The sequence below is a fragment of the Nonomuraea sp. NPDC003201 genome, assembly GCF_053590415.1.
Genome location: NZ_JBSFTC010000024.1, coordinates 40013 through 64482, shown reverse-complemented (window position 1 = coordinate 64482; position 24470 = coordinate 40013). Strand labels below are relative to the sequence as shown.

At 71.5% G+C, this 24470-nt stretch carries 23 protein-coding genes; 13 read left to right on the top strand and 10 right to left on the bottom strand.

What is annotated here, in order from left to right; all coding sequences use genetic code 11:
- Nucleotides 1-8 precede the first annotated feature (8 nt).
- From ACWDX9_RS12660 to ACWDX9_RS12650, 3 genes are all read right to left on the bottom strand, one after another.
- Nucleotides 9-1583 carry an ABC transporter permease gene (locus tag ACWDX9_RS12660; RefSeq protein WP_449952496.1) on the bottom strand — a complete coding sequence of 525 codons (1575 nt, stop codon included), beginning with the start codon at nucleotides 1581-1583 and terminating at the stop codon, nucleotides 9-11.
- Nucleotides 1580-2470, bottom strand: coding sequence for an ATP-binding cassette domain-containing protein (locus ACWDX9_RS12655; RefSeq protein ID WP_449952493.1), 891 nt, complete (start codon nucleotides 2468-2470; stop codon nucleotides 1580-1582). The genes ACWDX9_RS12660 and ACWDX9_RS12655 overlap by 4 nt, the downstream gene beginning before the upstream one ends.
- A 74-nt stretch (nucleotides 2471-2544) precedes the next feature.
- A complete protein-coding gene (locus ACWDX9_RS12650) occupies nucleotides 2545-3000 on the bottom strand; it encodes a GbsR/MarR family transcriptional regulator (RefSeq protein WP_363978607.1) in 456 nt (151 codons plus the stop codon).
- An 84-nt stretch (nucleotides 3001-3084) separates the two neighbouring features.
- Here ACWDX9_RS12650 and ACWDX9_RS12645 point away from each other — a divergent pair, with 84 nt between their 5' ends.
- On the top strand, nucleotides 3085-3624 hold the full coding sequence (locus ACWDX9_RS12645; RefSeq protein ID WP_449952490.1) for a hypothetical protein: 540 nt from the start codon (nucleotides 3085-3087) through the stop codon (nucleotides 3622-3624).
- A gap of 18 nt (nucleotides 3625-3642) precedes the next feature.
- Here the strand turns inward: ACWDX9_RS12645 and ACWDX9_RS12640 are convergent, their stop codons facing one another.
- Nucleotides 3643-4266, bottom strand: a complete 624-nt coding sequence (locus tag ACWDX9_RS12640; RefSeq protein WP_449952487.1) for an FMN-binding negative transcriptional regulator — start codon at nucleotides 4264-4266, stop codon at nucleotides 3643-3645.
- Between the two features lie 35 nt (nucleotides 4267-4301).
- On the opposite strand from ACWDX9_RS12640, the gene ACWDX9_RS12635 reads away from it, so the two are divergent.
- Nucleotides 4302-5630 (top strand): aminotransferase class I/II-fold pyridoxal phosphate-dependent enzyme, encoded by a 1329-nt coding sequence (locus ACWDX9_RS12635; RefSeq protein ID WP_449952485.1) that lies wholly within the window; start codon nucleotides 4302-4304, stop codon nucleotides 5628-5630.
- Here ACWDX9_RS12635 and ACWDX9_RS12630 read toward each other — a convergent pair.
- Nucleotides 5627-6118: a hypothetical protein gene (locus ACWDX9_RS12630; RefSeq protein WP_449952482.1), complete on the bottom strand. Its 492-nt coding sequence runs from the start codon at nucleotides 6116-6118 to the stop codon at nucleotides 5627-5629. The two genes, ACWDX9_RS12635 and ACWDX9_RS12630, sit on opposite strands and share 4 nt — an antisense overlap.
- 316 nt (nucleotides 6119-6434) lie before the next feature.
- Here ACWDX9_RS12630 and ACWDX9_RS12625 point away from each other — a divergent pair, with 316 nt between their 5' ends.
- The 9 genes from ACWDX9_RS12625 to ACWDX9_RS12585 all read left to right on the top strand — a co-directional run bounded on the left by ACWDX9_RS12625 (nucleotide 6435) and on the right by ACWDX9_RS12585 (nucleotide 17158).
- On the top strand, nucleotides 6435-7343 hold the full coding sequence (locus ACWDX9_RS12625) for a M23 family metallopeptidase (protein WP_355212784.1): 909 nt from the start codon (nucleotides 6435-6437) through the stop codon (nucleotides 7341-7343).
- 240 nt (nucleotides 7344-7583) lie between these two features.
- On the top strand, nucleotides 7584-10271 hold the full coding sequence (gene lanL / locus ACWDX9_RS12620; protein WP_449952480.1) for a class IV lanthionine synthetase LanL: 2688 nt from the start codon (nucleotides 7584-7586) through the stop codon (nucleotides 10269-10271).
- Nucleotides 10268-12049: a S9 family peptidase gene (locus ACWDX9_RS12615; protein WP_449952478.1), complete on the top strand. Its 1782-nt coding sequence runs from the start codon at nucleotides 10268-10270 to the stop codon at nucleotides 12047-12049. Before lanL ends, ACWDX9_RS12615 begins: the two co-directional genes overlap by 4 nt.
- An 89-nt stretch (nucleotides 12050-12138) precedes the next feature.
- Nucleotides 12139-12258, top strand: coding sequence for an ALQxL family class IV lanthipeptide (locus tag ACWDX9_RS12610; RefSeq protein ID WP_350742721.1), 120 nt, complete (start codon nucleotides 12139-12141; stop codon nucleotides 12256-12258).
- Between the two features lie 33 nt (nucleotides 12259-12291).
- Nucleotides 12292-12411, top strand: a complete 120-nt coding sequence (locus ACWDX9_RS12605) for an ALQxL family class IV lanthipeptide (protein ID WP_350742719.1) — start codon at nucleotides 12292-12294, stop codon at nucleotides 12409-12411.
- A complete protein-coding gene (locus ACWDX9_RS12600) occupies nucleotides 12411-12545 on the top strand; it encodes an ALQxL family class IV lanthipeptide (RefSeq protein ID WP_363978582.1) in 135 nt (44 codons plus the stop codon). The genes ACWDX9_RS12605 and ACWDX9_RS12600 overlap by 1 nt, the downstream gene beginning before the upstream one ends.
- A gap of 64 nt (nucleotides 12546-12609) precedes the next feature.
- Nucleotides 12610-14370: an ABC transporter ATP-binding protein gene (locus tag ACWDX9_RS12595; RefSeq protein ID WP_449952476.1), complete on the top strand. Its 1761-nt coding sequence runs from the start codon at nucleotides 12610-12612 to the stop codon at nucleotides 14368-14370.
- Nucleotides 14352-16115, top strand: coding sequence for an ABC transporter ATP-binding protein (locus tag ACWDX9_RS12590; RefSeq protein ID WP_449952474.1), 1764 nt, complete (start codon nucleotides 14352-14354; stop codon nucleotides 16113-16115). The genes ACWDX9_RS12595 and ACWDX9_RS12590 overlap by 19 nt, the downstream gene beginning before the upstream one ends.
- Nucleotides 16112-17158, top strand: coding sequence for a radical SAM protein (locus tag ACWDX9_RS12585; protein WP_449952472.1), 1047 nt, complete (start codon nucleotides 16112-16114; stop codon nucleotides 17156-17158). Before ACWDX9_RS12590 ends, ACWDX9_RS12585 begins: the two co-directional genes overlap by 4 nt.
- 6 nt (nucleotides 17159-17164) lie before the next feature.
- On the opposite strand, the gene ACWDX9_RS12580 is transcribed toward ACWDX9_RS12585, so the two are convergent.
- The 5 genes from ACWDX9_RS12580 to ACWDX9_RS12560 all read right to left on the bottom strand — a co-directional run bounded on the left by ACWDX9_RS12580 (nucleotide 17165) and on the right by ACWDX9_RS12560 (nucleotide 22478).
- Nucleotides 17165-17764, bottom strand: coding sequence for a GTP-binding protein (locus tag ACWDX9_RS12580; RefSeq protein WP_350742709.1), 600 nt, complete (start codon nucleotides 17762-17764; stop codon nucleotides 17165-17167).
- Nucleotides 17745-18146, bottom strand: a complete 402-nt coding sequence (locus ACWDX9_RS12575) for a DUF742 domain-containing protein (protein ID WP_355212771.1) — start codon at nucleotides 18144-18146, stop codon at nucleotides 17745-17747. Before ACWDX9_RS12575 ends, ACWDX9_RS12580 begins: the two co-directional genes overlap by 20 nt.
- Nucleotides 18143-18577, bottom strand: coding sequence for a roadblock/LC7 domain-containing protein (locus tag ACWDX9_RS12570; protein ID WP_397375473.1), 435 nt, complete (start codon nucleotides 18575-18577; stop codon nucleotides 18143-18145). The genes ACWDX9_RS12575 and ACWDX9_RS12570 overlap by 4 nt, the downstream gene beginning before the upstream one ends.
- Nucleotides 18574-20985 carry a sensor histidine kinase gene (locus ACWDX9_RS12565; RefSeq protein ID WP_449952467.1) on the bottom strand — a complete coding sequence of 804 codons (2412 nt, stop codon included), beginning with the start codon at nucleotides 20983-20985 and terminating at the stop codon, nucleotides 18574-18576. The genes ACWDX9_RS12570 and ACWDX9_RS12565 overlap by 4 nt, the downstream gene beginning before the upstream one ends.
- A gap of 143 nt (nucleotides 20986-21128) precedes the next feature.
- Nucleotides 21129-22478, bottom strand: coding sequence for an arabinofuranosidase catalytic domain-containing protein (locus ACWDX9_RS12560; RefSeq protein WP_449952465.1), 1350 nt, complete (start codon nucleotides 22476-22478; stop codon nucleotides 21129-21131).
- A gap of 526 nt (nucleotides 22479-23004) precedes the next feature.
- On the opposite strand from ACWDX9_RS12560, the gene ACWDX9_RS12555 reads away from it, so the two are divergent.
- Both ACWDX9_RS12555 and ACWDX9_RS12550 read left to right on the top strand, forming a co-directional pair.
- Nucleotides 23005-23331 (top strand): hypothetical protein, encoded by a 327-nt coding sequence (locus ACWDX9_RS12555; RefSeq protein WP_449952462.1) that lies wholly within the window; start codon nucleotides 23005-23007, stop codon nucleotides 23329-23331.
- Between the two features lie 170 nt (nucleotides 23332-23501).
- The gene (locus ACWDX9_RS12550) at nucleotides 23502-24467 is read left to right on the top strand and encodes a S66 family peptidase (RefSeq protein WP_449952459.1); all 966 of its coding nucleotides are present in this window, start codon (nucleotides 23502-23504) and stop codon (nucleotides 24465-24467) included.
- Nucleotides 24468-24470: the final 3 nt, after the last annotated feature.

The following is a 24470-nucleotide window of genomic DNA, read 5'->3' as shown; positions in this document are numbered from 1 at the left end:
CAAGCAGCTCAGCCCAGGTCGCGGTCGCGGAGGCGGATCAGGGCGGTGGCGACGAGCAGCGCGGTCAGCGCGAGGATCACCGTCGCCGGAGCCGCGGTGAACGGCTCGCCCGACACCGTGTTGGGCGTGTAGTGGAACGGCTCCACGCGGCTCCAGCCCCACAGCCCGATCAGCGGTCCGACCAGGTCGCCCACCACAACGACCGCGCCCCAGACCGTCCACGAGAGCGCCACCGACACCCGCGGCAGCACCCCCACGGCGAAGGCGGCGAACGCTCCGACGAGCCAGGCGGCCGGTACGTGTTCGAGCGCCGCAGCCAGGACCCGGCCCACCGCCGGGTCCCCCATGACCAGCGAATAGATCAGCCCCGTGACGAACCCGCCGAGGGCCAGCAGCGCCGGCGTGCCGAGCGCGGCCACGACCAGGTGCGCCGCCGCCCAGCGCAGCCGGCTCACCGCGGTGGACAGCAGGGCCTCGGCGTGGCCGGAGGACTCCTCGTGGTGCAGCCGGAGCGTGGCGAGCACCGGGTAGAGCGCGACCGTGTACGCCAGCAGGAGCACGATGATCCACAGGTACGCGTCCACCGGATCCCCCGACGGCCCCCCGTACCGGTGCAGGAAAGCGTCAAGGACCCGGCCGGGCTGGTCCGCGAGGCGAGGCGCGACGCCGCTGAGGCCGGCGAAGAGCGCGGCGGTGGCCGCCACGCCCGCGGCCCACTTGGCCAGCAGGCCGCGCTGGAGGCGCCAGGCCAGGCTGAACGGCCCCTTCAGGTACGGTCCCGTGGCCGGCCCAGGACGTACGGGGAGCAGGCCGGCGTCCAGGTCGCGACGGGCGGACAGCGCGTACGCGAGCGCCAGCAGGACCCCGGTCGCCACCAGCGACACGAGCAGCGGCCACCACCGGTCGGCCGAGTAGGCCCGCACCAGGTGGCTCCAGCCGAGCGGCGAGCTCCACGTCAGCCAGGTGGTGCCCGAGGCGTCGCCCAGGTAGCGCAGCACATAGGAGAGGCCGAGCGCGAGCAGTCCGAGCGTGGTGGCGGTGCGCGCGGTCTGCGCGAGCTGGGAGGCCACCGCGCCGATCGCGGCGAAGACCCACCCCGCCGCCGTGATCGCGGCCCCGTACGCGAGCGACCCGGCCGCCTCCATGCCGATCGCGACGAGGACGCCCGCGGTCAGCACCCCGGCGACCAGCGCGGCGACGGCCGCGGTGACGAGGGCCGCGGTGAGCGGCGCGGCCCTGCCGATCACGCCGGACAACATCAGCTCCTGCCGTCCGGACTCCTCCTCCGCCCTGGTGTGCCTGATCACGATGGTCAGGGCCATCCAGGCGGTGAGCAGGAAGAGCAGGCCGCCGCTGCGCCAGGCCGCCATCGCGCCGACCGAGGGTTCGGCGACGGGGCCGCCGAGGCCGAGGAAGATCGGGTTTTCGGAGATCACCCGCGCGTACACGCGCAGCGCCTCCTGGGTGGTGAAGTAGCCGTCGATGTAGGAGACCAGGCCCGCGCCGAGCATGACGACGACGAGGATCCAGACGGCCGAGCGGAGGCGTTCGCGGCGGGCGGCCAGCCCGAGGAGCACGGTCATCGCGCGGCCCCCTGGTAGTGGCGCAGGAACAGGTCCTCCAGGCTCGGCGGGCTGCAGGTCAGGCCGCGTACGCCGATCGCGGACAGCCGGGCGAGCAGCCCGTCGAGCGCGTCGGAGTCGGCCTGGCACGTGAGGCGGCCGTTCTCGACCAGCACGTCGTGCACGCCGGGCAGGTCGCTCAACGGGCCGGGGGAGCCCGCCAGCTCGGCGGTGATCGAGGTGCGGGTGAGGTGGCGCAGGCCGGAAAGGGTGCCCGACTCCACGGCGCGGCCCGCGCGGATGATCGTGACCCGGTCGCACAGGGCCTCGACCTCGGACAGGAGGTGGCTGGACAGCAGGACCGTGCGCCCCGCCCGCCGCTCCTCGATCACGCTGGTACGGAAGGCGGCCTCCATCAGCGGGTCGAGCCCCGAGGTCGGTTCGTCGAGGATCAGCAGCTCGGCCCGGGAGGAGAAGGCGGCGACCAGCGCCACCTTCTGGCGGTTCCCCTTGGAGTAGGTGCGGGTCCTCTTGCGCGGGTCCAGCTCGAACCTGTCCATCAGCTCGGCGCGGCGCCGCTGGTCGAGCCCGCCCCTCGCCCGGCCGAGCAGGTCGATCACCTCGCCTCCGGTGAGCGTGGGCCACAGGGTCACGTCGCCCGGTACGTACGCCAGGCGCCGGTGCAGTTCGGTGGCCTGCCGCCACGGGTCGCCGCCGAGCAGCCTGACCGTGCCGGAGGTGGCCCTGATGAGGCCGATGAGGATGCGGATGGTCGTGGACTTTCCCGCGCCGTTCGGGCCGAGGAAGCCGTGCACCTCGCCGGCGCGTACGGACAGGTCGAGCCCGTCGAGCGCGCGGGTCGCGCCGTACGACTTCGTCAGCGCGGCGACCGAGATCAAGTCGTCCATGGGGATTTCCTTGTGAGAAGGCATGGCGGGACGGCGGCGTGGCCGCAGAGAGCCCGCCGCGTCCGCTCTGGGTTTCAGTCGGAGGCCTGGTCGAGCACCTTGGCGAGGCCGGCGATGGCGGTCCTGGCCGACTCGATGCGCCTGGTCTGCGCCTCGTCGGTCCAGCCGAGCCGCAGGCCCTCCGCGGCCAGCTCGTCGAACGCGGTGAACGCGGCGAGCTTCTGCCGGATGACCTTGGACCAGGCGTCGTCCTCGATCTGGTAGTAGACGTTCCGCTCCCCTGGCTTGCGGAACCTGCGGATGAGCTTGATGGACGTCAGGAGGTGCATGTTCGTCGTCAGCGACGCGCGGCTCGCGCCGATGGCGTCGGCGATGTCGCTCGCGGTCTGCGCCGGCGGGTCGCACGCCATGAGCCAGCCCAGGACGCGGCCGGTGATCGGGGCGAGTCCCCATTCCTCGGAGACGAACGCGGCCACCCGCTCGACCCATTCGAGCACCTGCTCGCGGTCAGGGCCGTCCTGCGTACTCATGCGGTCATCCTAACGTTCAGCTTTTTAGCCAGTAATTTCAGACTAGACTGAAACGACTGGCAATGGCAAGCCGATGTTTACTGGTTGCATGATTCTGGTTCTGGGTGCCACCGGCAGGACAGGGCGCCTCGTCGTCGCCGGGCTGCGGGACCGGGGCGTGCCGTTACGGGCGGCCTCCCGGTCGGCGTCCTTCGGCCCGGCGCCTTCCAGCAGAACTTCGCGACCCTGGCCGGGAAGGAGGAGCTGCGGCTGCCGCTGGGGCCGGAGCCGTACACCGCGCCGATCGACGTCGCCGACATCGCCGACGTCGCGGTGGCCGTGCTCACCGGCGCGGGGCACGAGGGCCGGATCTACCCGCTGGCGGGGCCGCGCGCCCTGTCGTACCCCGAGCTCGTCGCGATCGTCTCGCGGGAGACGGGGCGCACCGTGGTGTACGTCGACGAGCCGGTCGAACGATGGACGGAACGGACGAAGGCCGCGGGCACCTCGGAAGCGGCCATGAACTGGTCCCTGGAGACCTTCGACGCCATCCGCCGCGGGGAGTACGCCCGGCTCCACGACGGGGTCCAGCGGATCCTCGGGCGCCCGCCCCGGGAGTTCACCGTCCTCAGGCCATCCGCCTGAGCTGCTGCGCCCGGGCGCTCACCGCGCGTGGGTCATCCGCCTGAGCTGCTGTGTCCGCGCGCCCGCGTCGCCCGGCAGGTCCCGCTCGGCGAGCCCGTCCGCGATCCGCTCGCGGAACTCGACCGGCCGGTGGTCGTCGTACTTGAACTTGGCCCGCACCTCCACCACCTCCAGCCGCAGCCCCCGGATCGCCGAGAGCATCTTCCGGTACGGCCCCGCGTCCGCGGCCACCTCGCCGTGCCCGCCGCCGGGCTCGTGGTGGGCCAGCTGGCGCCGCAGGATCTCGGCCTTGCCCTCCCTGTCGTCCACGATCCGGGCCTGGCAGGTGAGCTGCACCGAGGCGTAATAGCTGGTCGGCACGCCGGTCTCCGGGGTGTCGGAGCGCCAGCCCGACGGGATGTAGGCGTAGTCGTCGTGCACGGTCACCACCACGGCCGGGTTGGCCTCCAGCGCGGGCCAGATCGGGTTCGGCCTGGCCAGATGGAGCACGACCGCGCTCCCGTCGAACAGGAAATGCGTCGGCACCACGACCGGCGGGCCGCCGTCCACGCCGTTCGCGGCGAGCTGCCCGAAGTCGCGCGTACGCAGCCAGGCCCGCCATTCGTCGCCGTCGTGGGCCGCGTCCCAAGGATGAATGAGCACCCCATACCTCTTTGTATTAGTACATAATGGATTTTGTGCCAGAAAAGTACCTGATCGTGGGTGGGACTGCCAGCGAGCTCGCGGCCGGGGTCGAGGCCGCCGTTTCGGAGGGGAGGCTGTCACCAGGTGCGACGCTCCCGCCGGTGCGCGAGCTGGCCTCCCGGGCCGGGGTCAGCCCCAACACGGCGGCGGCCGCGTACCGGCTGCTGCGCGAGCGCGGTGTCATCGAGACCGCCGGGCGGCGCGGCACGCGGGTCAGGCCGCGCCCGGCCAGCACGTTCCGGGAGGAGATTCGCATCGAGGTGCCTCCTGGCGCGCGCGACCTGTCCACGGGCAACCCCGACCCGGCCCTGCTGCCGCCCCTGGGGGACGCCCTCGCCGCCGCGGCCCGCGCGCACGAGGAGCGGCCCGCCATGTACGGGACGGGCGACGACGAGGAGCTGATCGCCCTGGCCGGCGAGCGGCTGCGCGCGGACGGCGTACCGGCCGGCCCGCTGGCGATCACCTCGGGCACCCTCGACGCGGTCGAACGGGTGCTGGCCGCTCAGTTGCGCCCCGGCGACGCGGTGGCCCTGGAGGATCCGAGCTGGACGGCCCTGCTCGACCTGGTCGGCGTCATGGGGCTGCGTCCCGTGCCGATGCGGGTGGACGACGAAGGCCCCCTGCCCGACGAGCTCGGCCGGGCCCTGCGGACCGGGGTCCGGGCCGTCGTGATCACGGCCCGCGCCCAGAACCCGTTCGGCGCCGCCGTCTCCGCCGAACGGGCCGGGGCCCTGCGGGAGGTGCTGGCGGCGTACCCGGGGGTGCTGCTCGTCGAGGACGACCACGGGTCCGGCTTCGTGGACCTTTCCCTGCACCCGCTGGCGGGGGTCACGCAGCGCTGGATTCTCACGCGTTCGACGGCCAAGGCGTTCGGCCCCGATTTACGCGTCGCCCTGACCACCGGCGACCCGGTCACGCTCGGCCGGCTGCGGGGCCGCCAGCGCCTGGCCGCGGGCTGGGTCAGTCACCTGCTGCAACGCGCCGTCGCGTACCTCTGGCGTACGGACGCGGTGGACACGGCCGCAGTGGCGGCCTCGTACGCGGGGCGCAGGGACGGCCTGGTGACGGCGCTGGCCGGGCGCGACATCCCGGCGCACGGGCGCACCGGGCTCAACGTGTGGGTGCCCGTCCCGGACGAGGCCACCGCGATCACCCGCCTGCTCGCCCGCGGCTGGGCCGTCGCGCCCGGCGCCCGCAACCGCATCGCCACGCCGCCCGCCATCCGCCTCACCGTCTCGACCCTGGCCGTCGACGAGGTGGACCGGCTCGCGGACGACGTCACCGCCGCCCTGCGCCCGTCCTCGAGCGGCCGGTACGGCTAGGCCCGGGACGGATACCGGGCTTCCGCGAGGTCCTCGGTGAGGTCGTCCAGCGTGAGGTCGGCGTTCAACGTGGTGACGACCGCCTGCGTCAGAGGGCGGAGGGCATGGACGTGCCGTATCGCGTCGAGGTCCACGGGCAGGCCGTTCTCGTCGCGGAATGCCGGCTCCTCCACGCAGTGGCGGAAGACATCGGGCACCGAGTCGAGCACACCCGGCCATGGCCCGTCGTTCCCGTAGGGGCTCATCGCCGCCTCGTGGTCGAAACCGCGCACGTACGCGCCGCCCGCCACGAACACGATGGAGTATTCGTCTCCGGAACCGTTCCGCATGGACGCCATCTCCTCTCCTGGGGCCCAACCGGCGTCGAAGGAGTGGCGGCGGCTCTCCCAGTCCGGGCTCAGGATGGCCTCCAGCACCGCCATGGACCGGCAGAAGTCACGGAGCACGGGGATCTCGGGGAGAAGCCGGGCGACGTCATGAGCATTCATGCGCCCCATTCAACCGGCAAAGAGGCCCTTAAATAAGAGGTGGCCAAATCTATAATTTTGGGCGTACATAAACTAGGCTCACCATCGGATTGGCCGAAGTGGGCTGCGGTTTTGATAAGTACTTGACGGCAAGTTGAAGAGCCGCAAAATTTCATCTCCGTAGAGATTGATGAAGAGAACTTTCAGGGCTATCTTCATGATCGACCGCCCTCCCCCACGGGCGGTGAGGTGTCGAAATGCTGCCATATCGCAAATCGACACCATTGGAACCGGGTGCCCAACCGTATCCCCCCAGCACCTGTTCAGAGAGGTGAGCATGCCCACAATCGGCAGGCCGACCTGGCCGAAAGCCCTCAAACCCGCGATCACCGTCCTGTTGGTCACCGTCGCGGCAGCGCTGATTCCCCAGGCCGCCTCAGCACAGGACGCCGGCGTCCTGGCTGTGTCTCACAAGAGCCCTTTCAACTGCGGAAAGACCTTCTACGCCAACAACTGGACCGGGACCCCCGCCCACAACCCGTCCGGTTCTATCGACTGGCAGGACTACGGCGGCGACGACATCAACGGCGAGACCGTGCGTGCCACCGCCGCGGGCACCGCGACCTTCAGCGACGCGGGAAGCACCAGCTACGGCAAGTGGATAGAGATCCGGCACAGCGACGGCACCAGGACCCGCTACGCCCACCTGGCGACCATGGTGAGGTCGGCCGGCAGCACGTTGACCGTCAGCCAGGGCACCGTGATCGGGACCGTCGGCTCGACGGGCGGCTCGAACGCGCCGCACCTGCACTACGAACAGCGGACCTCCACCGGTGCGATGGACACCAGCCCGACCGTGGACGGCGTGACCGTGTCCCTGGGCCAGAAGAAGGCCATCACGAGCACCAACGGCTGCGGCAGCAGCAACCCGTACACCCCTGAGGAGGTCTGCGGCAGCGGTTACTCGGTCATCGACTCGGCCGCTCTCACGGGTGGCCGCACGTACCTGCTCTACAACTCGGGTAACGGCTACAACTGCGTCGTGACGCTGAAGTCGACGAACCTCGGCTCGGCGTCGGCGGTGTCGGCCTTCCTGGAGCCGCAGAACGAAAGCAGGACGACCGACTCGGGCAGCTACGACTACTACGCGGGTCCCGTCAGGCGCGACGCGGCCGGGCAGTGCGTCAAGTGGGGCGGCTCGGTCGGCAGCAGCTCCTACACCAGTGGCTTCGAACACTGCGATTAAGAGCGTGACGTCAATGGCCACTCCCCGGTCGCGGGGGGTGGCCATTGCGCTGTTCGGGGCGGCGCGACGTTCCGGCAGGTGAGCGGCTCCGGCCAAGCGGGAAAGGAGATTCACGCAAGACGACGCCCAACAGGCTCCAACTCCTGTCCAAGATGGCTACAAGTCCCCACGCCTATACCTGATGTCGATCAGCCGATGGCCCCGGGCCCGCGCTGATCATCCAGTGGATAGGGGAGCAACGTGGGGGAAGACCAGACCGGCGTGGATCGGCACGTCCTGGAGGACGTCGCCAAGGCGGCCTTGGCAAGAGCCGGCTGGGCCGCGAAGGAAGAGGACGCCTGGGAGATCCGCACCCGCAGGCCGTGGACGTACGTGACTCCGGCAGGCGCGGCGAACCGGGCGCAGGGTTGGAAGCTGCACGTCTCGGCGACGCCGCTGTCGGCGCCGGTGGTGCTGGCGCGCGCGGTGGAGGTGCTGGCCCGGCACCGCTGCTCGTTCAAGTTCGCCGCGACGATGGCCGAGCTGTCCGGTCTGGTGGCCAGGGAGCAGGACCGCGGGTCGGTGGGCAAGTTCATCACCGTCTACCCGCCCGACGACCGGGCGGCGACCGTGATCGCCGAGGAACTGCACGCCGCCACCTTGGGCCTGCCCGGGCCGCCCATCCTGTCCGACCGCGCGTACAAGCCGGGCAGCCTGGTCCACTACCGCTACGGGGTGTTCTCCGCGCCCTCCGTGCTGGACAACGACGGCTCCTACGCCTCGCAGCTGACCGCCCCCGACGGCGCCCAGGTGACCGACAAGCGCAACGCCTGGTACTCGCCGCCCCCGTGGGCGCCCTGCCCGTTCGAGTCGGGCAAGGCTCCGGTACGGGTGGCCGCGCCGCAGGCGGTGCTGCTGGCCGACCGGTTCGTGGTGCGCCAGGCCGTACGGCACAACGCCAAGGGCGGGGTCTTCCTGGCCGAGGACCGCGAGACCGGCGGGAACGTGATCGTCAAGCAGGCCAGGCCGCACGTCGGCGCCAGGCTGAACGGACATGACGAGCGCGACGCGCTGCGCCACGAATGGCGGATGCTCGACCTGTTCGGGCCGCTCGGCGTCACGGCGCGCAAGGTGACGCTGTTCGACAAGGACGACAACCTGTTCCTGGTCCAGGAGCGCATCGAGGGGACCGTGCTCACCGTCTGGGCCGGCGAGCGCGGAGCCGAAGGCCCGGACCCGCGCTGGCGCGAGACGGTGCTGGGCCTCGTGGGGCGCCTGGCCGAGCTGGTGGCGACGGTCCACGAGCGCGGCTACATCGTGCGCGACCTGACCCCGAACAACATCATCGTCATCGAGGACGGCGACTGCCGGCTGATCGACCTGGAGACCGCGGCGAGGCCCGGCACCCTGGTCGGGCGCACCCACACCCCCGGCTACGCGCCGCCGGAGCAGGAGAACTCCCCCGCCCTCGGCCCCTGCCCCGGCGTCGAAGTGGACCTGTACGCGCTGGGCGCGACGGTGTTCTACCTGGTGACCTCCTGCCAGCCGATGCTGGTCAAGGATCAGGACGAGCACGCCAGACCGTGGGACTCCCGGGTGCGCACGCTGGTCGACGTGGCCGTCGCCGGCGATCCCGTGGCCACCGAGCTGGCTCCCATGATTTTGGGGTTGATGGCGGAGGATCCCGCCCGGCGATGGGACCTGGCCAGGGTCCGTACGTTCCTGGACGGCCTGACCACCGGCCCGGAGGCGGGGAACGGTTACCGGCTCGCCACGGCCGACCAGGACCGGCTGCTGCACGACGGGCTGGCGTACACCCTGCGCACCATGGGCGGGGACGCGCGGCTCTGGCCCAGCACCGGGTACGGCGCCACCGCCGACCCCTGCGGCGTGCAGTACGGCGCGGCCGGCGTGCTCCAGCTGATGGCCTCCGTGCTGAGGACCTCCCCCCAGGAATCCCTCGCCACCGCCCTGCGCGACGGCGCGAACTGGATGATCCACCGCCTCGCGGGCGAACACCGCCCCTCGCCGGGGCTGTACTTCGGCCGGGCCGGCATGGCCTGGGCCCTGTACGAGGCGGGCACGGCACTCGACGACCACGACATCCGCTCGGCGGGCCTGGACCTCGCCCTCGACCTGCCCGTCAGCTGGCCGAACCCCGACATCTGCCACGGCCTGGCCGGCACCGGGACGGCGCTGCTGCATCTGTGGAACGCCACCGGCGACCCCAGATTCCGCGACCGGGCGAGCGACTGCGCCGACGAGCTGCTCAAGGTCGCGCAGCGCACCCCCGACACGGTGCTGTGGCCCATCCCCCAGGACTTCGACTCCGCGCTGGCGGGCGTCGTGCACTACGGCTTCGCCCACGGCGTCGCCGGGGTCGGCGCGTACCTGCTGGCCGCCGGCGTCGCGCTCGGGCGCGAGGACTGCCTGGAGACCGCCGTCGCCGCGGGCCGTACCCTGCTGGACGCGGTCGACTACCACGGTGAGGCGGCCTGGTGGGGGGAGGGCCCGCACGGCGGGGCGAAGATGCCCCACTGGTGCAACGGATCCTCGGGGATCGGAACGTTCCTGGTGCGCCTGCACACGGCCACCGGCGACTGGGACGCGCTGGAGGTGGCCAGGGCCGCCGCCAGGGCGGTGCACGGCCACCGGCTGCGCTCCGGCACCGCGGCCTGCCACGGTCTGGCCGGAGACGGGCAGTTCCTGCTGGACCTGGCGGACCTGGCCGACGATCCGATCTACCACGAGCAGGCCGAGGAACTGGCCGCCGTGCTGTGGACGCGCGCCACCGTGCGCGACGGGCTGCTCGTGGTGCCCGACGAGAACGCCCTTGAGGTGACGTTCGGCTGGAACACCGGGCTGGCCGGGGTGCTCGCCTTCCTGTGGCGGCTGCGCCACGGCGGTCCCCGCCCGTGGATGGTCTCCGATGAGGTGGCCGCGCGATGAGCACCGTCACCACCCTGCCCACGGAACTCAGGCGGATCAGCTTCCGGTTCTCCGGCAACGGGCACTATGCCACCTGCCTGGCCGCGTACGGCCGTGACAAGCTCATGCCGGAGCTGTGGGACCTGACCGGCCCCGCGCCGCGGCCCTGCCTGTTACCCACTCGCGAAGGCGAGACCTCCTGGACGCTCCCGCTCCCGACCGGGGACGGCGACGTGCTGCTGTGCCGCCACGGCAAGGGGTCGGCGCGGTTGCTGCTCGCCGTCCCCGGCCCGGACGGCGCGCCGGCCGAGGAGTACGAGCTGCTCACCCCGCGCAGCGGAGGGCTCAGGATCGTCGCCGGGGTCGCGCCGGGCACCGCCGCCCTGCTGTTCGAGAGCGGCGCGGACGGACGCACCACGGTGTGGCGCGTGTCAGGGCGCGCCGAGGCTCCTGAGCAGGTCGCCAGGCTGACCGGTGCGGTTGGCGGGGGAGTCTGGCTCGACGAGGACGGCCGGCGGCTCGCGCTGGCCCGCCCCGAGCCGGGTACCGGCGGCACGCTCGTCCTCGACCTCACCACCGGCCTTCTGACGGCACTCGACGGGCCGGCGGACGGGGAGCACCTGCTGATGGCCGCGCCGCGCACCGGCGTGCTGCTCACCGCGGCACAACGCGATGGAGCGTTCCGGCTCGGCGTCCGGCACCGCGACGACCCGGCGCCGACGGCGTTCCCCGAGCGGCTGAACCGCGTCGAGGGCACCGTCGCACCGCTGACCCTGGACCCCGACGGACGGCACCTGGCCCTGTCGGTCGTCCGCCGCAGCCGCTCCGACCTGCTGCTGCACGACCTCGTGGCGGACACCGCCGTCGAGGCCGAGCTGCCGGCCGGGACGTTGCAGCCGCTGGCGCGCTGGACCACCGGCGGGCTGCACCTGCTGCACAGCACGCCGGACCGCCCGCTCGGCGTGGTCACCCTGACCGACCCGCTCCGGCCCCGGGCGCGGGCCGCCGCCGAGGAGCACGCGGGCGGCTGGGCACCGGCCCGTACGGTGGACCACCAGGGCCCGGCCGGGCCGATCGAGGCCATCGTGTACGGCGACCCGGCGACGAGCGAGCAGGTCGTCCTGGCGCTGCACGGCGGCCCGGAAGCCGCCTGGCCCTTCGGGTTCGATCCGCTGTTCCAGCGGATGGCCGCGGCGGGCATGGCGGTGGTGGCGCCCAACCAGCGGGGGAGCACCGGTTACGGCGCCGCGCACCGCGACGCCATCCACGGCGCGTGGGGCGGCCCCGACCTGGCGGACATCCTGCAGCTGGGGCGCACGCTGGCCGAAGCGCGCGGCCCGGGCCGGCAACGGCCCATGCTGTACGGCATCAGCTACGGCGCCTACCTGGCCCTGCTGGCCGCCGCCGCGGAGCCGGACCTGTGGACCAGGGCCGCGGTCGTCGCGCCGTTCCTGTCCGGGCGGGAGCTGTACCAGGACGGGGCGCAGCGCGTACGCACGCTGCTCGATCGGCTCGGCGGCCGCGCGGAGGCGGACGACGAGCTCGGCCCGCGCGACCTGGCCCGGCTGGCGGACCGGATGCGCCTGCCGATCATGATCATCCACGGCCTCCAGGACTCGATCATCCCGGTCACTCACTCCCGGCGGCTGCACGGCCGGTTGCTGGCGGCCGGTCACCCGGTGCCGCCGGTCTACCTGGAGATCCCCGTGGCCGACCACGACCCGCTGGCCTCCGGCGACGGACACCTGATCACCGGCCTGCTCATCGACTTCCTGAGCGGCAGGCCCGTCACCGCCTAGCGGATGCTCACAGACCCCGGCCCGTCGACGCGGGCCGGTACCCCACGCCGTCTCGAAACGAGCGGCACCACCCAAGAAAGGAGAACGCGATGGAAATCGACATCAAGGCGCTGGACATGCTCCCGGCCGCCGAGGAGGCCGCGCTGTGGCCCTGTCTCATCACCTGCGAGGTCAAGACCTGCAAGGACAGCTGCTGGGTCACCATCTGACGAAAAATCCCCATTACTGAAGGAGAGAACACCATGGAAATCGACATCAAGGCTCTCGACATGCTGCCGGCCGCCGAGGAGACCTCGCTGTGGCCCTGCGTCATCACGTGCTTCATCTCGTGCAAGAACGACAGCTGCTGGATCACCGTCTGATGGAAATCGACATCAAGGCCCTGGACATGCTCCCGGCCGCAGAAGAGTCCTGGCTGTACCCCTGCACGCTGAGCTGCTTCGGCGTGACGTGCGAGGGCGATGAGACCTGTTTCATCACCCTCAGCCTGTCCTAGTGAAATCCCCGGGTCACCGCCGCCGGCGGTGGCCCGCCGGGTCCGTCGAGAGAGGAGCGGAAGGATGTCGGATCCCGTGGCAGGCACCGCCGGGGAGCGGGTGACCCACGAGCACGGCGACCGCCTGCTCGCCTCTCTCGCACGGCGCGCCTGGCGGCCGCTGGCGGTGGTCACCGCCGCGACCGCCGCCGCCTCGGCCGCGACACTGGCCATGCCCGCCCTGCTGGCCGCCGCGGTGGACAGGGTGCTCGCGGGCGAGGACGTGCTCGCCGCGGCGGCGCGGCTGGCCCTGGTCCTGGCCGTCATGACCCTCGCCGACCTGGTGTGCCACGTCGCGGGCGCCGCGGCCAACGCCTCGGCGACCTCCGCGCTGCGCCTGCGGTTCACCGGCCACATCCTGCGCCTCGGCGTCGGGGAGGCCCGCCGGTTCCCGACCGGGGAGCTGGCCAACCGGCTCGTGAGCAACACCGCCGGGGCCGGGCAGGTCCCGCTGGCCCTGCTGGACACCGCCGCCGGGCTCGTCACCGCGGCAGGCGGCATCACCGCGCTCTTCCTCATCGACTGGCGCACCGGGCTCGCTTTCGTGGCCGGCCTGCCCGTCGCGCTCGTCATCATCCTCCTGTTCGTCTCCCGGATGTCCGGGCTGTACGACCGCTACCAGGAGACGCAGGGCCGGCTGGCGGCGCGGCTCACCGACACCCTGGCGGGCATCCGTACCGTGCGGGCCTCCGGCACCGCCGACCGCGAGATCGCCCGCGTGCTCACCCCGCTGCCCGAGCTGTCCGAGACCGGTCACGCCCTGTGGCGGGCCCAGGCCCGTGGAGGGTGGCGGATCGGCCTGGTGCTGCCGCTCATGGAGGTGGCGGTCCTCGCCGTGGCGGGCCTCGGCGTCGTGGCCGGCCGCCTCGAACCCGGGCAGCTGCTGGCCGTGGCCGGGTACGCCACACTGGGCCTGTCGTTCATCGAACACGTGGACGCGGTGATGAGCGTGGCGCAGGCCCGCTCGGCGGCGCGGCGGGTCTCGCAGGTGCTCGCTCTGCCCACCCAGGCTCCCGGTACGAGCCCGGCCCCCGAAGGCCCCGGCACGTTGTCGTTCCGCGGCGTCACCGTCACGCGGGACGGCGCCCGGCTGCTCGACGGGCTCGACCTGGAGCTCCCCGCAGGATCCCTGACCGCCGTCGTCGGGCCGTCCGGCGCGGGAAAGACGACGCTGGCCATGGTGGCGGGCAGGCTGCTGGACCCCGACCGCGGGCAGGTGCTGCTCGACGGCCGGCCCCTGGCCGAGCTCGCCCCCGACGCGCTGCGCGACGTCGTCGCCTACGCCTTCGAACGCCCCGCGCTCCTCGGCGGTGACCTGGCCTCGGCCATCGCCTACGGGCGGCCCGGCACCAGCCTTGCCGCCGTACAGGAGGCCGCCGCCTCCGCCCGCGTCGACGACGTCATCCGCCGGCTCCCCCAGGGGTACGACACCCCGGCCGCGGGCGCGCCGCTGTCCGGCGGCGAGCTCCAGCGCCTCGGCCTGGCTCGCGCGCTCGTACGGCGCGCCCGGGTGACGGTGCTCGACGACGCCACCTCCAGCCTCGACACCGCCACCGAGGCTCAGGTGACCCGCACCCTCGTGGACGGGATGCGCGGACGCACCCGCCTGGTCGTCGCGCACCGGGCGACGACCGCCGCCCACGCCGACCTGGTCGTCTGGCTCGAGAACGGCCGGATCAGCGCTCAGGGCACACACCGCGAGCTCTGGAACGACCCGTCCTACCGAGCCCTGTTCGCCGCCGAGGAAACCAGTGGAAAGGAGGAGGCGTGTCCGGTGCTTCGCTGACCCCGCTCCTGGGGCCGCGCACGCTCAGCGCGCCGCGCCTGCTGCTGGCCCTGCTCCGGCCGCGCAAGCGCCCGCTGGCCGTGGCCCTGGCCCTGTCCGCCGTCGAATCGGCTCCGACGCTGCTGTCCGGGCTGCTCATCGCCGCCGCGATCGACCGCGGGTTCCTGGCGGGGCGGCCGGGGACCGGACTCGCCCTGCTCGGGCTGCTGGCCGCCGTCATGTCGCTCAAGGCGGTGGCCACCCGGTTGACGCTCCCCGTCCTGGCCAAGGTCGTCGAACCGCTGCGCGACGACCTCGTACGGGCCGTCGTCACCGCCACGGTGACCCGCGCGGCCGGCGGCGCCGAACCACCCGACACCGCCGCCGTCAACCGGCTCACCGCGCAGGTGGAAACGGTGCGGAACCTGGTGTCCGCCCTGCTGCGCAGCACCCGCCAGCTCGGCATGTCGTTGATCGCCGCGCTGGTGGGGCTGCTGGCCCTCTCTCCGCCGGCGGCCGCCATCGCCGTGGGACCGGTGGTGCTGGCCCTGGCGGTGTTCGGCTGGCTGCTGCGTACGCTGGCGAGCCGGCAACGCGCGCTGATCCTGGCCGACGAGCGGCTCACGGCCGAGGCCACCCCGATCCTGTCCGGACTGCGGGACGTCGCCGCCTGCGGAGCCCACGACCAGGCCCGCGCGACGGTGGACGCCGCGGTCTCCGCGCAGGTGGCGGCCACCATGTCCATGGCCTGGGCGGGCACCGGCCGGCGGCTGGTCGTCACGCTCGGCGTCCACGTCCCGCTGCTCGTCCTGCTGATCGCCGCCCGTCCCCTGGTCGAGGGCGGCCACCTGAGCGCGGGAGAGGTCATCGGCGCGGTGACCTACCTGGCCACCGGGCTCGACCCGGCGTTGCGCATGCTCATCAGCACGGTCGGCGGGTGGGGAGTGGCCCTCGCCGTCACGCTGCGCAGGATCGCCGAGTCCGTCACCGTGCCGGCGGGCTCCCCGCGGACCGGGACCGGGCCCGGACCGCTCGGGCACCGGCTCGACGCCGAACGGCTGACCTTCGGCTACGCGCCCGGGGCGACACCGGTCGTACGCGACCTCGACCTCGCGATCCCCGAAGGGGAGCATCTGGCCGTGGTCGGCCCGAGCGGCGCGGGCAAGTCCACCCTGTCGATGCTGCTGACCGGGCTCCTGCCACCGACCGGCGGCCGGATCCTGCTCGGCGGACTCCCGCTCGACGAGACTCCGGAACACCGCCTGCGCACGTTGATCGCCCTCGTGCCCCAGGAGGCGTACGTCTTCGCCGGAACCGTCCGCGAGAACCTGGCCTACCTCGGCGCGGACACCGACGCGCGGCTGCGGGCGGCGGCCGCCGCCGTGGGCGCCCTGCCGCTGGTCGAACGGCTCGGCGGGCTCGACGCCGTCATCGAGGAGCCCGCCTCGCTCTCCGCCGGGGAGAAGCAGCTCATCGCCCTGGCCCGCGTGCACGCCTCGCCCGCGCGGACCGTCGTGCTGGACGAGGCCACCTGCCACCTCGACCCGGCCGCCGAGCAGCGCGCCGAGGAGGCGTTCGCCGGACGCGACGGCACGCTCGTCGTCATCGCGCATCGCATCAGCTCCGCCATGAGAGCGCGGCGCGTCCTGCTGATGGACGGCGGCACCACGACCGCCGGAACGCATCAGGAACTGCTCACCCGATCCCCCCTGTACGCCGACCTGGTCGGCCACTGGCGCACGAACGAGAAAAGGACCATGCCATGAGCACCCCGAACGGGCCCAGCGACATCGTCTGGGACGTCACCTACGCCTGCCCGCTGCGATGCGTGCACTGCTACTCCGAGTCCGGCAGGCGGCCGGCCCGGCAGCTGAACCACGACGAGATGCTCAAGGTCGCCGACGCGATCGTCTCCATCGGCCCGCGGGCGGTGGAGTTCGCCGGCGGCGAGCCGCTGCTGGTCAGAGGCATCACCGAGGTCGCCGGGCGGATCCGCGAAGCGGGGGTGGGCGTCAACGTCTACACCGGCGGATGGACGCTCGACCGCCGCTCGGCCGAGGAGGTGACCCGGGTCTTCTCCCGGATCACCGTGAGCGTCGACGGGGCCGACGCCGAGGTGCACGATCGGATCCGCGGGCGGGCCGGTTCGTTCGAGCGGGCGATGAACGCGCTGACCCTGCTGAACGACCTCTCGGAGGAGCGGGTGGCCAACGGCCTCGACCCGGTCGAGTTCGGGGTCGACTACGCGGTCCTGCGCTCCAACCTCCACCAGGTGGAGGAGTTCTGCCGCACGGTCGCCCCTCGCTTCCCGTACCTGCGCTTCCTCACCTTCGCCGCCGCGGTGCCGTCCGGGCTCGCGAGCCGGCAGGGGTTCGCCGACCACGAGCTGCTGAGCTTCGACCAGTTGGGCGCGCTGGTGAGCGGCGAGCACGTCGAACGCCTGCGCTCCCTCGCACCCCGCCAGGTGCAGGTGGCGACGTCGGACAACATGGTCCTGATGATGCATCCGAACGCCCTGCGCCGCTACGGATTCCCGCTGCTGCAGGTGGAGCCGGACGGCGAGGTGCGCGCGATGCCGATCTACGAGGGCACCGTCGGCAGCCTCCTCACCGAGGACGCCGGCACGCTGTGGCGGCGCGCGGTGGAAAGGTGGAGCGACCCCGTGGTGGTGGAGGCCCTGTCGGCGGTTCGGTCGATGGAGGACTGGGCCGAGGCGACCCGGCGCATCGACTACCACTTCGGCACCGACGAGGTCCGCCGCCGCATCGACCGCCGCCCGGCGCTGGTCCCGGCACCGGCCGGGAGGTGACAGGCGTCAGGCCACGGGGTGGGGTGCGGTGCGGGGCCGGGCGGCCAGCAGGTGGTCGATGAGCGCGAGCAGCACGTCGCGGGCCGCCGTCCGGTCGCGGGCGTCGCAGAGCACCAGCGGCACCTGCGGGTCGAGGTCGAGCGCCTTGCGGATCTCCTCCGGCGTCCGGTCCTTGACGCCGTGGAAGCAGTTGACGCCGACGACGAAGGGGATGCCGCGGCTCTCGAAGAAGTCGATCGAGGCGAAGCTCACGTCCAGCCGCCGGGTGTCGACCAGGACGACCGCGCCCATCGCCCCGTGGACCAGGTCGTTCCACATGAACCAGAAGCGTTCCTGCCCGGGGGTGCCGAACAGATAGAGCACCAGCTCGCGGTTGATGGTGATGCGTCCGAAGTCCAGCGCGACGGTGGTGGTGGACTTGCCGCTCACGCCGTCCAGATCGTCGACGCCGACGCTGGCGTGGGTGAGATATTCCTCCGTACGCAGTGGGGCGACCTCGCTCACCGCGCCGACCATGGTCGTCTTCCCGACGCCGAACCCGCCGGCGATCAGGATCTTCACCGCCAGGGGAGCGTCGTCCCCTTGGTCAGAGCTTGCGTAAGCCATCCCTCACCGCCTCAAGAATTGTCACATCGGGAAGACCGCCGCCCGCCTGGGCGAAGGCCAGCGGTGGCCGGGCCCGCATCTGACCGTTCTCGATCAGGTCGCCAATGAGGATCTTGGTCACTGACACCGGGAGGTTCAGCGCCGAGGCGACTTCGGCCACCGCCAGCGGCCGCTCGCACAAGGCGAAGATGGTGCGGTGCTCCGGCTGCATGCGCCGCAGCCCGCGTCCGGTCTGCGAGGAGACGCCGGAGAGCGAGGTCACCAGCGTGATCAGCGTGAGGTCGTCCCGCTCTGGGGCGGTCCGTCCGCCGGTGATCGTGTAGGGGCGGACAAGGGGCTCGTCGGCGTCATCGTCGTCGAACCCCTCAGTCCAGTGCTTCATCCGCGTCTCCCCGCGTCATCGGCCTGCGGGGTACGCGCGTCGGTGCCCAGCTTCTGGCCGACCTGCTGGACGAGGGTGTGCATCGCGACGCTCATCAGCTCGGCGTCCACCTCCTGGGAGGCGACCACGGCCAGATGGGTGCCGCGGCCGGCGGTCGTGATGAACAGCCACAGCTCGGCCATCTCGATGATGACCTGCTGCACCGGTCCGCCGCTGAAGAGCTGCCCCACACCGCGAGCCAGGCTCTGCTGGCCGGTGGCGATCGCGGCGAGGCGTTCGGCGTCCGAGCGCTCGATGGTCCGGGACCGGCTGATCACCAGGCCGTCGTCGGACAGCACGATGGCGTGCCGGGTGCCCGCGACCTGATCGACCAGACCGTCCAGGAGCCAGTCCAGGTCTGCGTTGGTGGCGGTGGTTCGCTGCGTCATCATCGATCTTCCGTCGTGGGTGAGCCGGGCTCGGGGGATCCGTCCGGCCGGGGCTGGAAGGCGTCATCACCGGTCCGGCGCCTGCGAGACTGCCTCTGGAACGCGCCGATTGTCGCACTGGATCGGCCGGGCTGCTCGCGTGGGGCCCAGGCCTCCTGCTCGGTCTGTTCATCCTCGTTCGCCGGGACTTTGAGCTCGGTGACCAGGCTGGCCTGGCGCACCCGCTGGGGCAGCGGCCGGCGGGCGGACGGCGGGAGGGCGTCGTCCGGGATTCCGGTGGGCGCCGTCACGTACGCCATCGCGCGGCCCCTGGAGCGGGTCGGCAACTGCCCGTCCGCCGGTTCCTCCTGCGGGCGAGGCTCCGGACGGGTCGCCTCCGGTGCCGGTGCCGGGGCCGGTGCCGGGGCCGGGGCGGCCTCCTCGGGCACCGCCCGCGGACGGTCCACCACCAACGCTTCCGGGAGCAGCACGATGACCCGGGTGCCGCCGAAGGCCGACGACCGCAGCTCCACCTGGAGGCCCAGGCTCGCGGCGAGCCGGGCGACCACGTACAGGCCGAGCCGGACGTCGTCGGCGTGGGTCATCACGTCGAGCTGCGGCGGCGACTTCATCAGGGCGTTGGCGGCGGCGTACTGCTCGGCCTCCATGCCCAGGCCGCGGTCCTCGATCTCCACGGCGACGCCCCGGCTGACCGGCGCGGCCCGCACCTCGACGGGGGTCATCGGCTTGGAGAAGGTGGTGGCGTTCTCCATGAGCTCCGCCAGGACGTGGACGAGCGGTCCCACCGCGCGCTCGCTCACCCAGGACTCGCCCTCGACGTCGATCGAGATCCGCCGGTAGTCCTGGACCTCGCCCTGCGCGGCGCGCAGCACGTCGAGCAGGTGCACCGGCTTGCGCCAGCGGCGCTGCGGCTGCCCGCCGCCGAGGATCACCAGGTTCTCCTCGTAGCGGCGCAGCCGGGCGGTGAGGTGGTCCAGGTCGAACAGGCCCTCCAGCACCTCGGGGTCCTCGTGCTTGCGTTCCAGCTCGTCGAGCTTCTTCAGCTGCAGGCCGATGAGGATCTGGGTACGGCGGGCGATGCGCTGGAGCATGCGCTGGAAGCCGCGGTGCTGTTCGGCCTGCCGCACGGCGGTGAAGACCGCGCTGCGGCTGGCCAGGTTGAGGGCCTGCCCCAGCTCGCCGAGCTCGTCGGGGGTGGGCTTGAGCATGTGGACTTCCGCGTCCACGTCGACGTCCTCGCCACGCTCCAGGCGGGCGACCACCTTGGGCAGCCGCTCCTGGAGCTCCTGGGCGTCCTCGCGCAGGTGCAGGATGCGCCGGCGAAGGATGGAGGTGAGACGCCAGCTGGTGAAGATCACCAGACCCAGGGCGAGCAGGCCCACGCTGGTGACGCTCATGAAGATGACGAAGAGTATGCCGGTGTGGTCGTAGCCGATCTTGCTGACGTCGGCGAGCCGGAGCCGCAGGAGCTGCGTCACCTGCTCGGTGACCGTGTCCACCGAGGAACGCCACTCGGTGCTGTCCCCGCGCAGGGTCACCTGGTTGCCGCCCGAGGGAGTCAGCCGCTCCTCCAGCGCGGTCATGGCCAGCCACGCCTTGCCGGTCATCAGCGTCTCGTACCGCTTCTCGTCGCCGATGAGGCTGGGGATCACCTGGGAGCGCATGAGGTGTTTCCTGGTGCCGGCGGCGTCGGTGACGAGGCCGTACTCGTCCTTCGTCAGGTGCCCCGTCTTCCAGCCGCGGGCCAGGACGGCGTCCTCGCGGCCGATCAGGTTGACGACCCAGAACAGGTCGACCAGGGTCTGCGCTCTGCTGTTCACCTGGCCCTCGTCGGTGTGGCTGAGGACGGTCAGCACGCGCAGGTCCGACTCGATGACCCCGCTGTAGTAGTCGAACGCCTTCTGCGGGCTGGCCCAACCGGCGTCCACCGCCCGGCGCTGCTCGTCGAGGAGGTTGAGGCTGCGGTCGGTACGGGAGATGGCGTCGGCGAGCCCCTCCGGCCCCTTGGCGGTGTCCAGGGCCGTCAGGGGACGGAAGGCGCTCATGGCCTGGTCGGTCACCGCGCGCTGCTTGGCGAGCTTGCCCGCCGCGGCGCCACCGGGGTCGGCCTGCGTCTCCGCGGTGAGCAGCCGTTCCTTGTCGAGGCTGAAGAACAGGTCGGACGCGGGCACGCCGACGGTCTTGGTGGCCAGATCCATCTGGGCCTTCTCGGCTCGCCACTGGGAGGACAGCTGGAACATGCCCGAGGCCAGCAGCGGGGTGAAGGTCAGGCTCGGCACGAACACGATGATGAGCAGCACCGTACGCAGGGGCAGCCGGCGGGCACCGGCCAGCCGTCGCGGCTGGGACGACGCGCTCCCGTCGCCCACGGTCTCCGTCCGCCGTCGCCCGGCCCTGCCCCATCCAGCCACGTGGAGGACACTCTCCTCACCAATCGGTGACAATCACCCAACTAGGCGATTGGTGCCTGATAGTAGCCATACGGCAGTTGAGTCGAAAGCCCCGCTTTCCCGGGCTTTGCCGCCCCCGGCGTGGGCCAGGGGCGGCGGCGGGTTCACCTGTAGCCGGCGGCGACGATGTTGGCCTGCACCGCGTTCTCGGTGGCGTCCGTCGGATAGCCGGAGGTCATCACGCCTTCGTAGAAGGTGCCGGCGGAGCCGTTGCTGTTGTCTCCGCCGATGCCGAGGATGATGGCCCCTTCCTTCTTCATCGGGTTGTAGCCCGCGACGTTGGGGCGTGCCCCGTTGTAGTAGGTGGACAGGTTGCCCGACTGGGCGTTGCCGGCCCGGATCGACCAGTGGTTCGGCTCGCCTTTCACGATGGCGGTCAGGTAGCGGTGGTTGACGGTCGGGTCGTTGGCGTTGTAGCCCGCGTTCACCCCGGAGAAGAGGCCGTTCTCCAGGTCGGCCATGACCCAGGGGCCGTTGCCCGTGCCGTAGCCCCAGACCTTGATGTTGCCGAAGTAGATGGCCTCCATCGTGCCGTTGCCGTTGTCGCGGCTGTTGGTCTCGGCGTTGCCGTAGTCGAAGCAGCAGCCGCCGTTGTAGTGCGTGCCGTCGAAGATGGCGTACATGCCCTCCGGCTGGTCTCCCCTGGCGACGCCGTTGGTGTTGTTGTTGCGGTAGCCGGTGCCGGGGGCCACATAGACGCCGTACGCCTTGTGGCCGTTGACCGTGGTCGGCGCCGCGGTCGCGTTCGCGAGGTTGTCGTATCCGCCCGGGGCCGGGCCGGAGAAACCGCCGGGAGGCGCCTGGGTGAGGTGGTTACCCCGGCCGGACTGGTCGTAGATGATGGTGATGAGGCAGGTCGTGCCGGCGCAGAACGAATCCTGCGTGGCTGCGTTGGCGGACCCGCCCGCGCTGAGCACGCCGATGTTCTGGGTGGCGTTGTCCGAGGAGCGGCGTACCTGGTAGAGCGAGCCGTTGTAGGAGGCGTACAGGGCGCGGGTCGTGCTGTGCGCCGCCACGCACGGCGTGCCGCCGGCGGCGTAGATGTCGCACGGCTGGTTCGACGACGGCGGCGGCGTGACGGTGGGGGTGGGAGTGGGGGTGGAGACGCCGCCGGTGCAGGTGACGCCGTTCAGGGCGAAGCTCGTCGGCACCGGGTTGGAGCCGCTGTACGCCCCGTTGAACCCGAAGCCGGTGCTGCCGCCGCTGGGGATGCCGGCGTTGTAGCTGACGTTGGACACCGTGACCTGGGAGCCGGACTGGGTGTAGGTGCCGTTCCACAGCTGGGTGATGGTCTGACCGGCGGGGAACGCCCAGGTGAGCTTCCAGCCGTTGATCGGGTCACCCAGATTGTTAACGCTAACATTTGCGCCGAAACCTCCGGGCCACTGGTTGGTCACCGTGTAGGTGACCTGGCAACCGGCTGCGACGGCCGACGCGACGTGCGTTCCGGCCAAACCAACACCGGCCGTCAACAGCGCGGCGACGGCCGCGGCCGACAGTTTCCACCGTCGGCGGAAAGAGCTGACATGTCGCACTGGTGTTTTCCCATTCTCCGAGATGCGGTCGAGCCGACGGTCCTCGGCGGGGAGCGATTAGTCAACGAGCTCGGCTCCCTTCAATTCCGGATCCCCGCTGACCTGGGGCTCGGCAGCTGGGGGAACCGGTCGGAGGAGAAACTTTCATCCGTTTCTTCGGCAACGATCGGTAGATCGCTCGGGGCTGCTGTGGCGGATGCGCTCAAACACAAAAATCGTGATTACATATGACGCTTGGGCTTTGACGTGCTATTTGCGATTAACGAGGTAACTGAGAATATCTGTATGGGTATGTCCGGTTCCATCTGAGTGTCCGCTGAAACGGCGGATGCCAGGTTCCGGACCGATCTATCCATGAACGGAAACGAGACACGTGAACACCAACAGTCGGCGGACGCGAGGGCGACTCGCAGCACTAGCTATCACCGGCGCGGTCGCCGGTGTCATGCTCCTTCCACTGGGCCAGGGGGTGGCCTCCGCGAGCGCGGCCGGCGGCCCGCCGGCGCCGCGTAAGGTGACCCGCGTGGTGCAGCAGGCCGCGCCGAGGGTCGTCAGCCACGAGAAGCCCGTCTTCATTCCTCGGTTCATCCGGCAGGGACGCGAGCGCGTCTTCGTCGACGTGGAGAACCGCAACCGCAACCTCAACAGGCACGAGCGCCGGCGTGAGCGCCGCCACCACGAGCACCAGGACAATCACAAGAACGATGGCACCTGGACCGACAACTCCGCCACCGAGACCCCGGAGTGGTCGGAAGACACCTCGGCGGAGTGAGGGGTCCTTCCGCTGACACCGCGGCCGGCGCCGGGTGAGAATCGCTCGCGCCTGCTCGGTGACGGTGGACGATATCGGCGTCGAGGAACAATGGAGTGGTTTATCCATTGTTCCCGACGCCGAACTCGGCGTTAGGCTTCGGTCGTATGGATGTGATCTCTCCTCCCAAGTTGAACGCAGGCGACGTCGTACGAGTGGTGGCCCCGGCCATGTCCCGCTCGATGGTCATGGAGCACGATCACACCGACCTCATCAGGTCCCGATTCGCCGAGCTCGGCCTGACGCTCTCCTACGGCGCCCATGTCGATGAGCGGGACGCGTTCGACTCGTCCAGCGTCGCCTCGCGGGTGGCCGATCTGCACGAGGCGTTCGCGGATCCGTCGGTGGCGGCGATCCTGACGGTCATCGGCGGCTACAACTGCAACGAACTCCTGCCGTACCTGGACTGGGAGCTGATCCGCGCCAACCCGAAGATCTTGTGCGGCTACTCCGACATCACCGCCCTGCAGAACGCCATCCTCGCTCGCGCCGGGCTGGTCACCTACTCCGGTCCGCACTGGTCGACGTTCGGGATGCGGGATCACTTCGAGGAGACCCTGCGCTGGTTCACCTCGGTCATGTTCGACACCGCTCCGGTCGCGCTGACCCCGGCGGTGCGGTGGACCGACGATCTCTGGTTCCTCGACCAGGACAAGCGCGAACCGATCCCCAACGAGGGATGGTGGCCGCTGCGGCCCGGCACCGCCGAGGGACGCATCGTCGGCGGCAATCTGTGCACACTGAACCTGCTGGCGGGCACCCCGTACATGCCATCCCTCGACGGCGCGATCCTGATCGTCGAGGACGACCTCGAGTCGCACCCGGGGAAGTTCGCCCGTGACCTGACCTCACTGCTGCAGCTTCCCGACGCCCCCAAGATCCGAGGACTGGCCGTCGGACGGTTCCAGCAGGCCAGCCGCATGTCCCGCCCGCTGCTGGAACAGATCATCGCCACCCAACCGGCGCTGAGCCGCGTCCCGGTCCTGGCCAACATCGACGTCGGCCACACCAACCCCCTGGCCACCTTCCCGATCGGCGGCCAGGCCGGGCTCGCCGTCACCGACACCGAGTCGAGCCTGACGCTGCTCCGCCACTGACCG

Coding starts and splice junctions, on each gene's coding strand:
- ACWDX9_RS12660 (WP_449952496.1), bottom strand. CDS start 1,583: ATGACCGTGCTCCTCGGGCTGGCCGCCCGCCGCGAACGCCTCCGCTCG.
- ACWDX9_RS12655 (WP_449952493.1), bottom strand. CDS start 2,470: ATGGACGACTTGATCTCGGTCGCCGCGCTGACGAAGTCGTACGGCGCG.
- ACWDX9_RS12650 (WP_363978607.1), bottom strand. CDS start 3,000: ATGAGTACGCAGGACGGCCCTGACCGCGAGCAGGTGCTCGAATGGGTC.
- ACWDX9_RS12630 (WP_449952482.1), bottom strand. CDS start 6,118: ATGAATGCTCATGACGTCGCCCGGCTTCTCCCCGAGATCCCCGTGCTC.
- ACWDX9_RS12625 (WP_355212784.1), top strand. CDS start 6,435: ATGCCCACAATCGGCAGGCCGACCTGGCCGAAAGCCCTCAAACCCGCG.
- ACWDX9_RS12615 (WP_449952478.1), top strand. CDS start 10,268: ATGAGCACCGTCACCACCCTGCCCACGGAACTCAGGCGGATCAGCTTC.
- ACWDX9_RS12610 (WP_350742721.1), top strand. CDS start 12,139: ATGGAAATCGACATCAAGGCGCTGGACATGCTCCCGGCCGCCGAGGAG.
- ACWDX9_RS12605 (WP_350742719.1), top strand. CDS start 12,292: ATGGAAATCGACATCAAGGCTCTCGACATGCTGCCGGCCGCCGAGGAG.
- ACWDX9_RS12600 (WP_363978582.1), top strand. CDS start 12,411: ATGGAAATCGACATCAAGGCCCTGGACATGCTCCCGGCCGCAGAAGAG.
- ACWDX9_RS12595 (WP_449952476.1), top strand. CDS start 12,610: ATGTCGGATCCCGTGGCAGGCACCGCCGGGGAGCGGGTGACCCACGAG.
- ACWDX9_RS12585 (WP_449952472.1), top strand. CDS start 16,112: ATGAGCACCCCGAACGGGCCCAGCGACATCGTCTGGGACGTCACCTAC.
- ACWDX9_RS12580 (WP_350742709.1), bottom strand. CDS start 17,764: ATGGCTTACGCAAGCTCTGACCAAGGGGACGACGCTCCCCTGGCGGTG.
- ACWDX9_RS12575 (WP_355212771.1), bottom strand. CDS start 18,146: ATGAAGCACTGGACTGAGGGGTTCGACGACGATGACGCCGACGAGCCC.
- ACWDX9_RS12570 (WP_397375473.1), bottom strand. CDS start 18,577: ATGATGACGCAGCGAACCACCGCCACCAACGCAGACCTGGACTGGCTC.
- ACWDX9_RS12555 (WP_449952462.1), top strand. CDS start 23,005: ATGCTCCTTCCACTGGGCCAGGGGGTGGCCTCCGCGAGCGCGGCCGGC.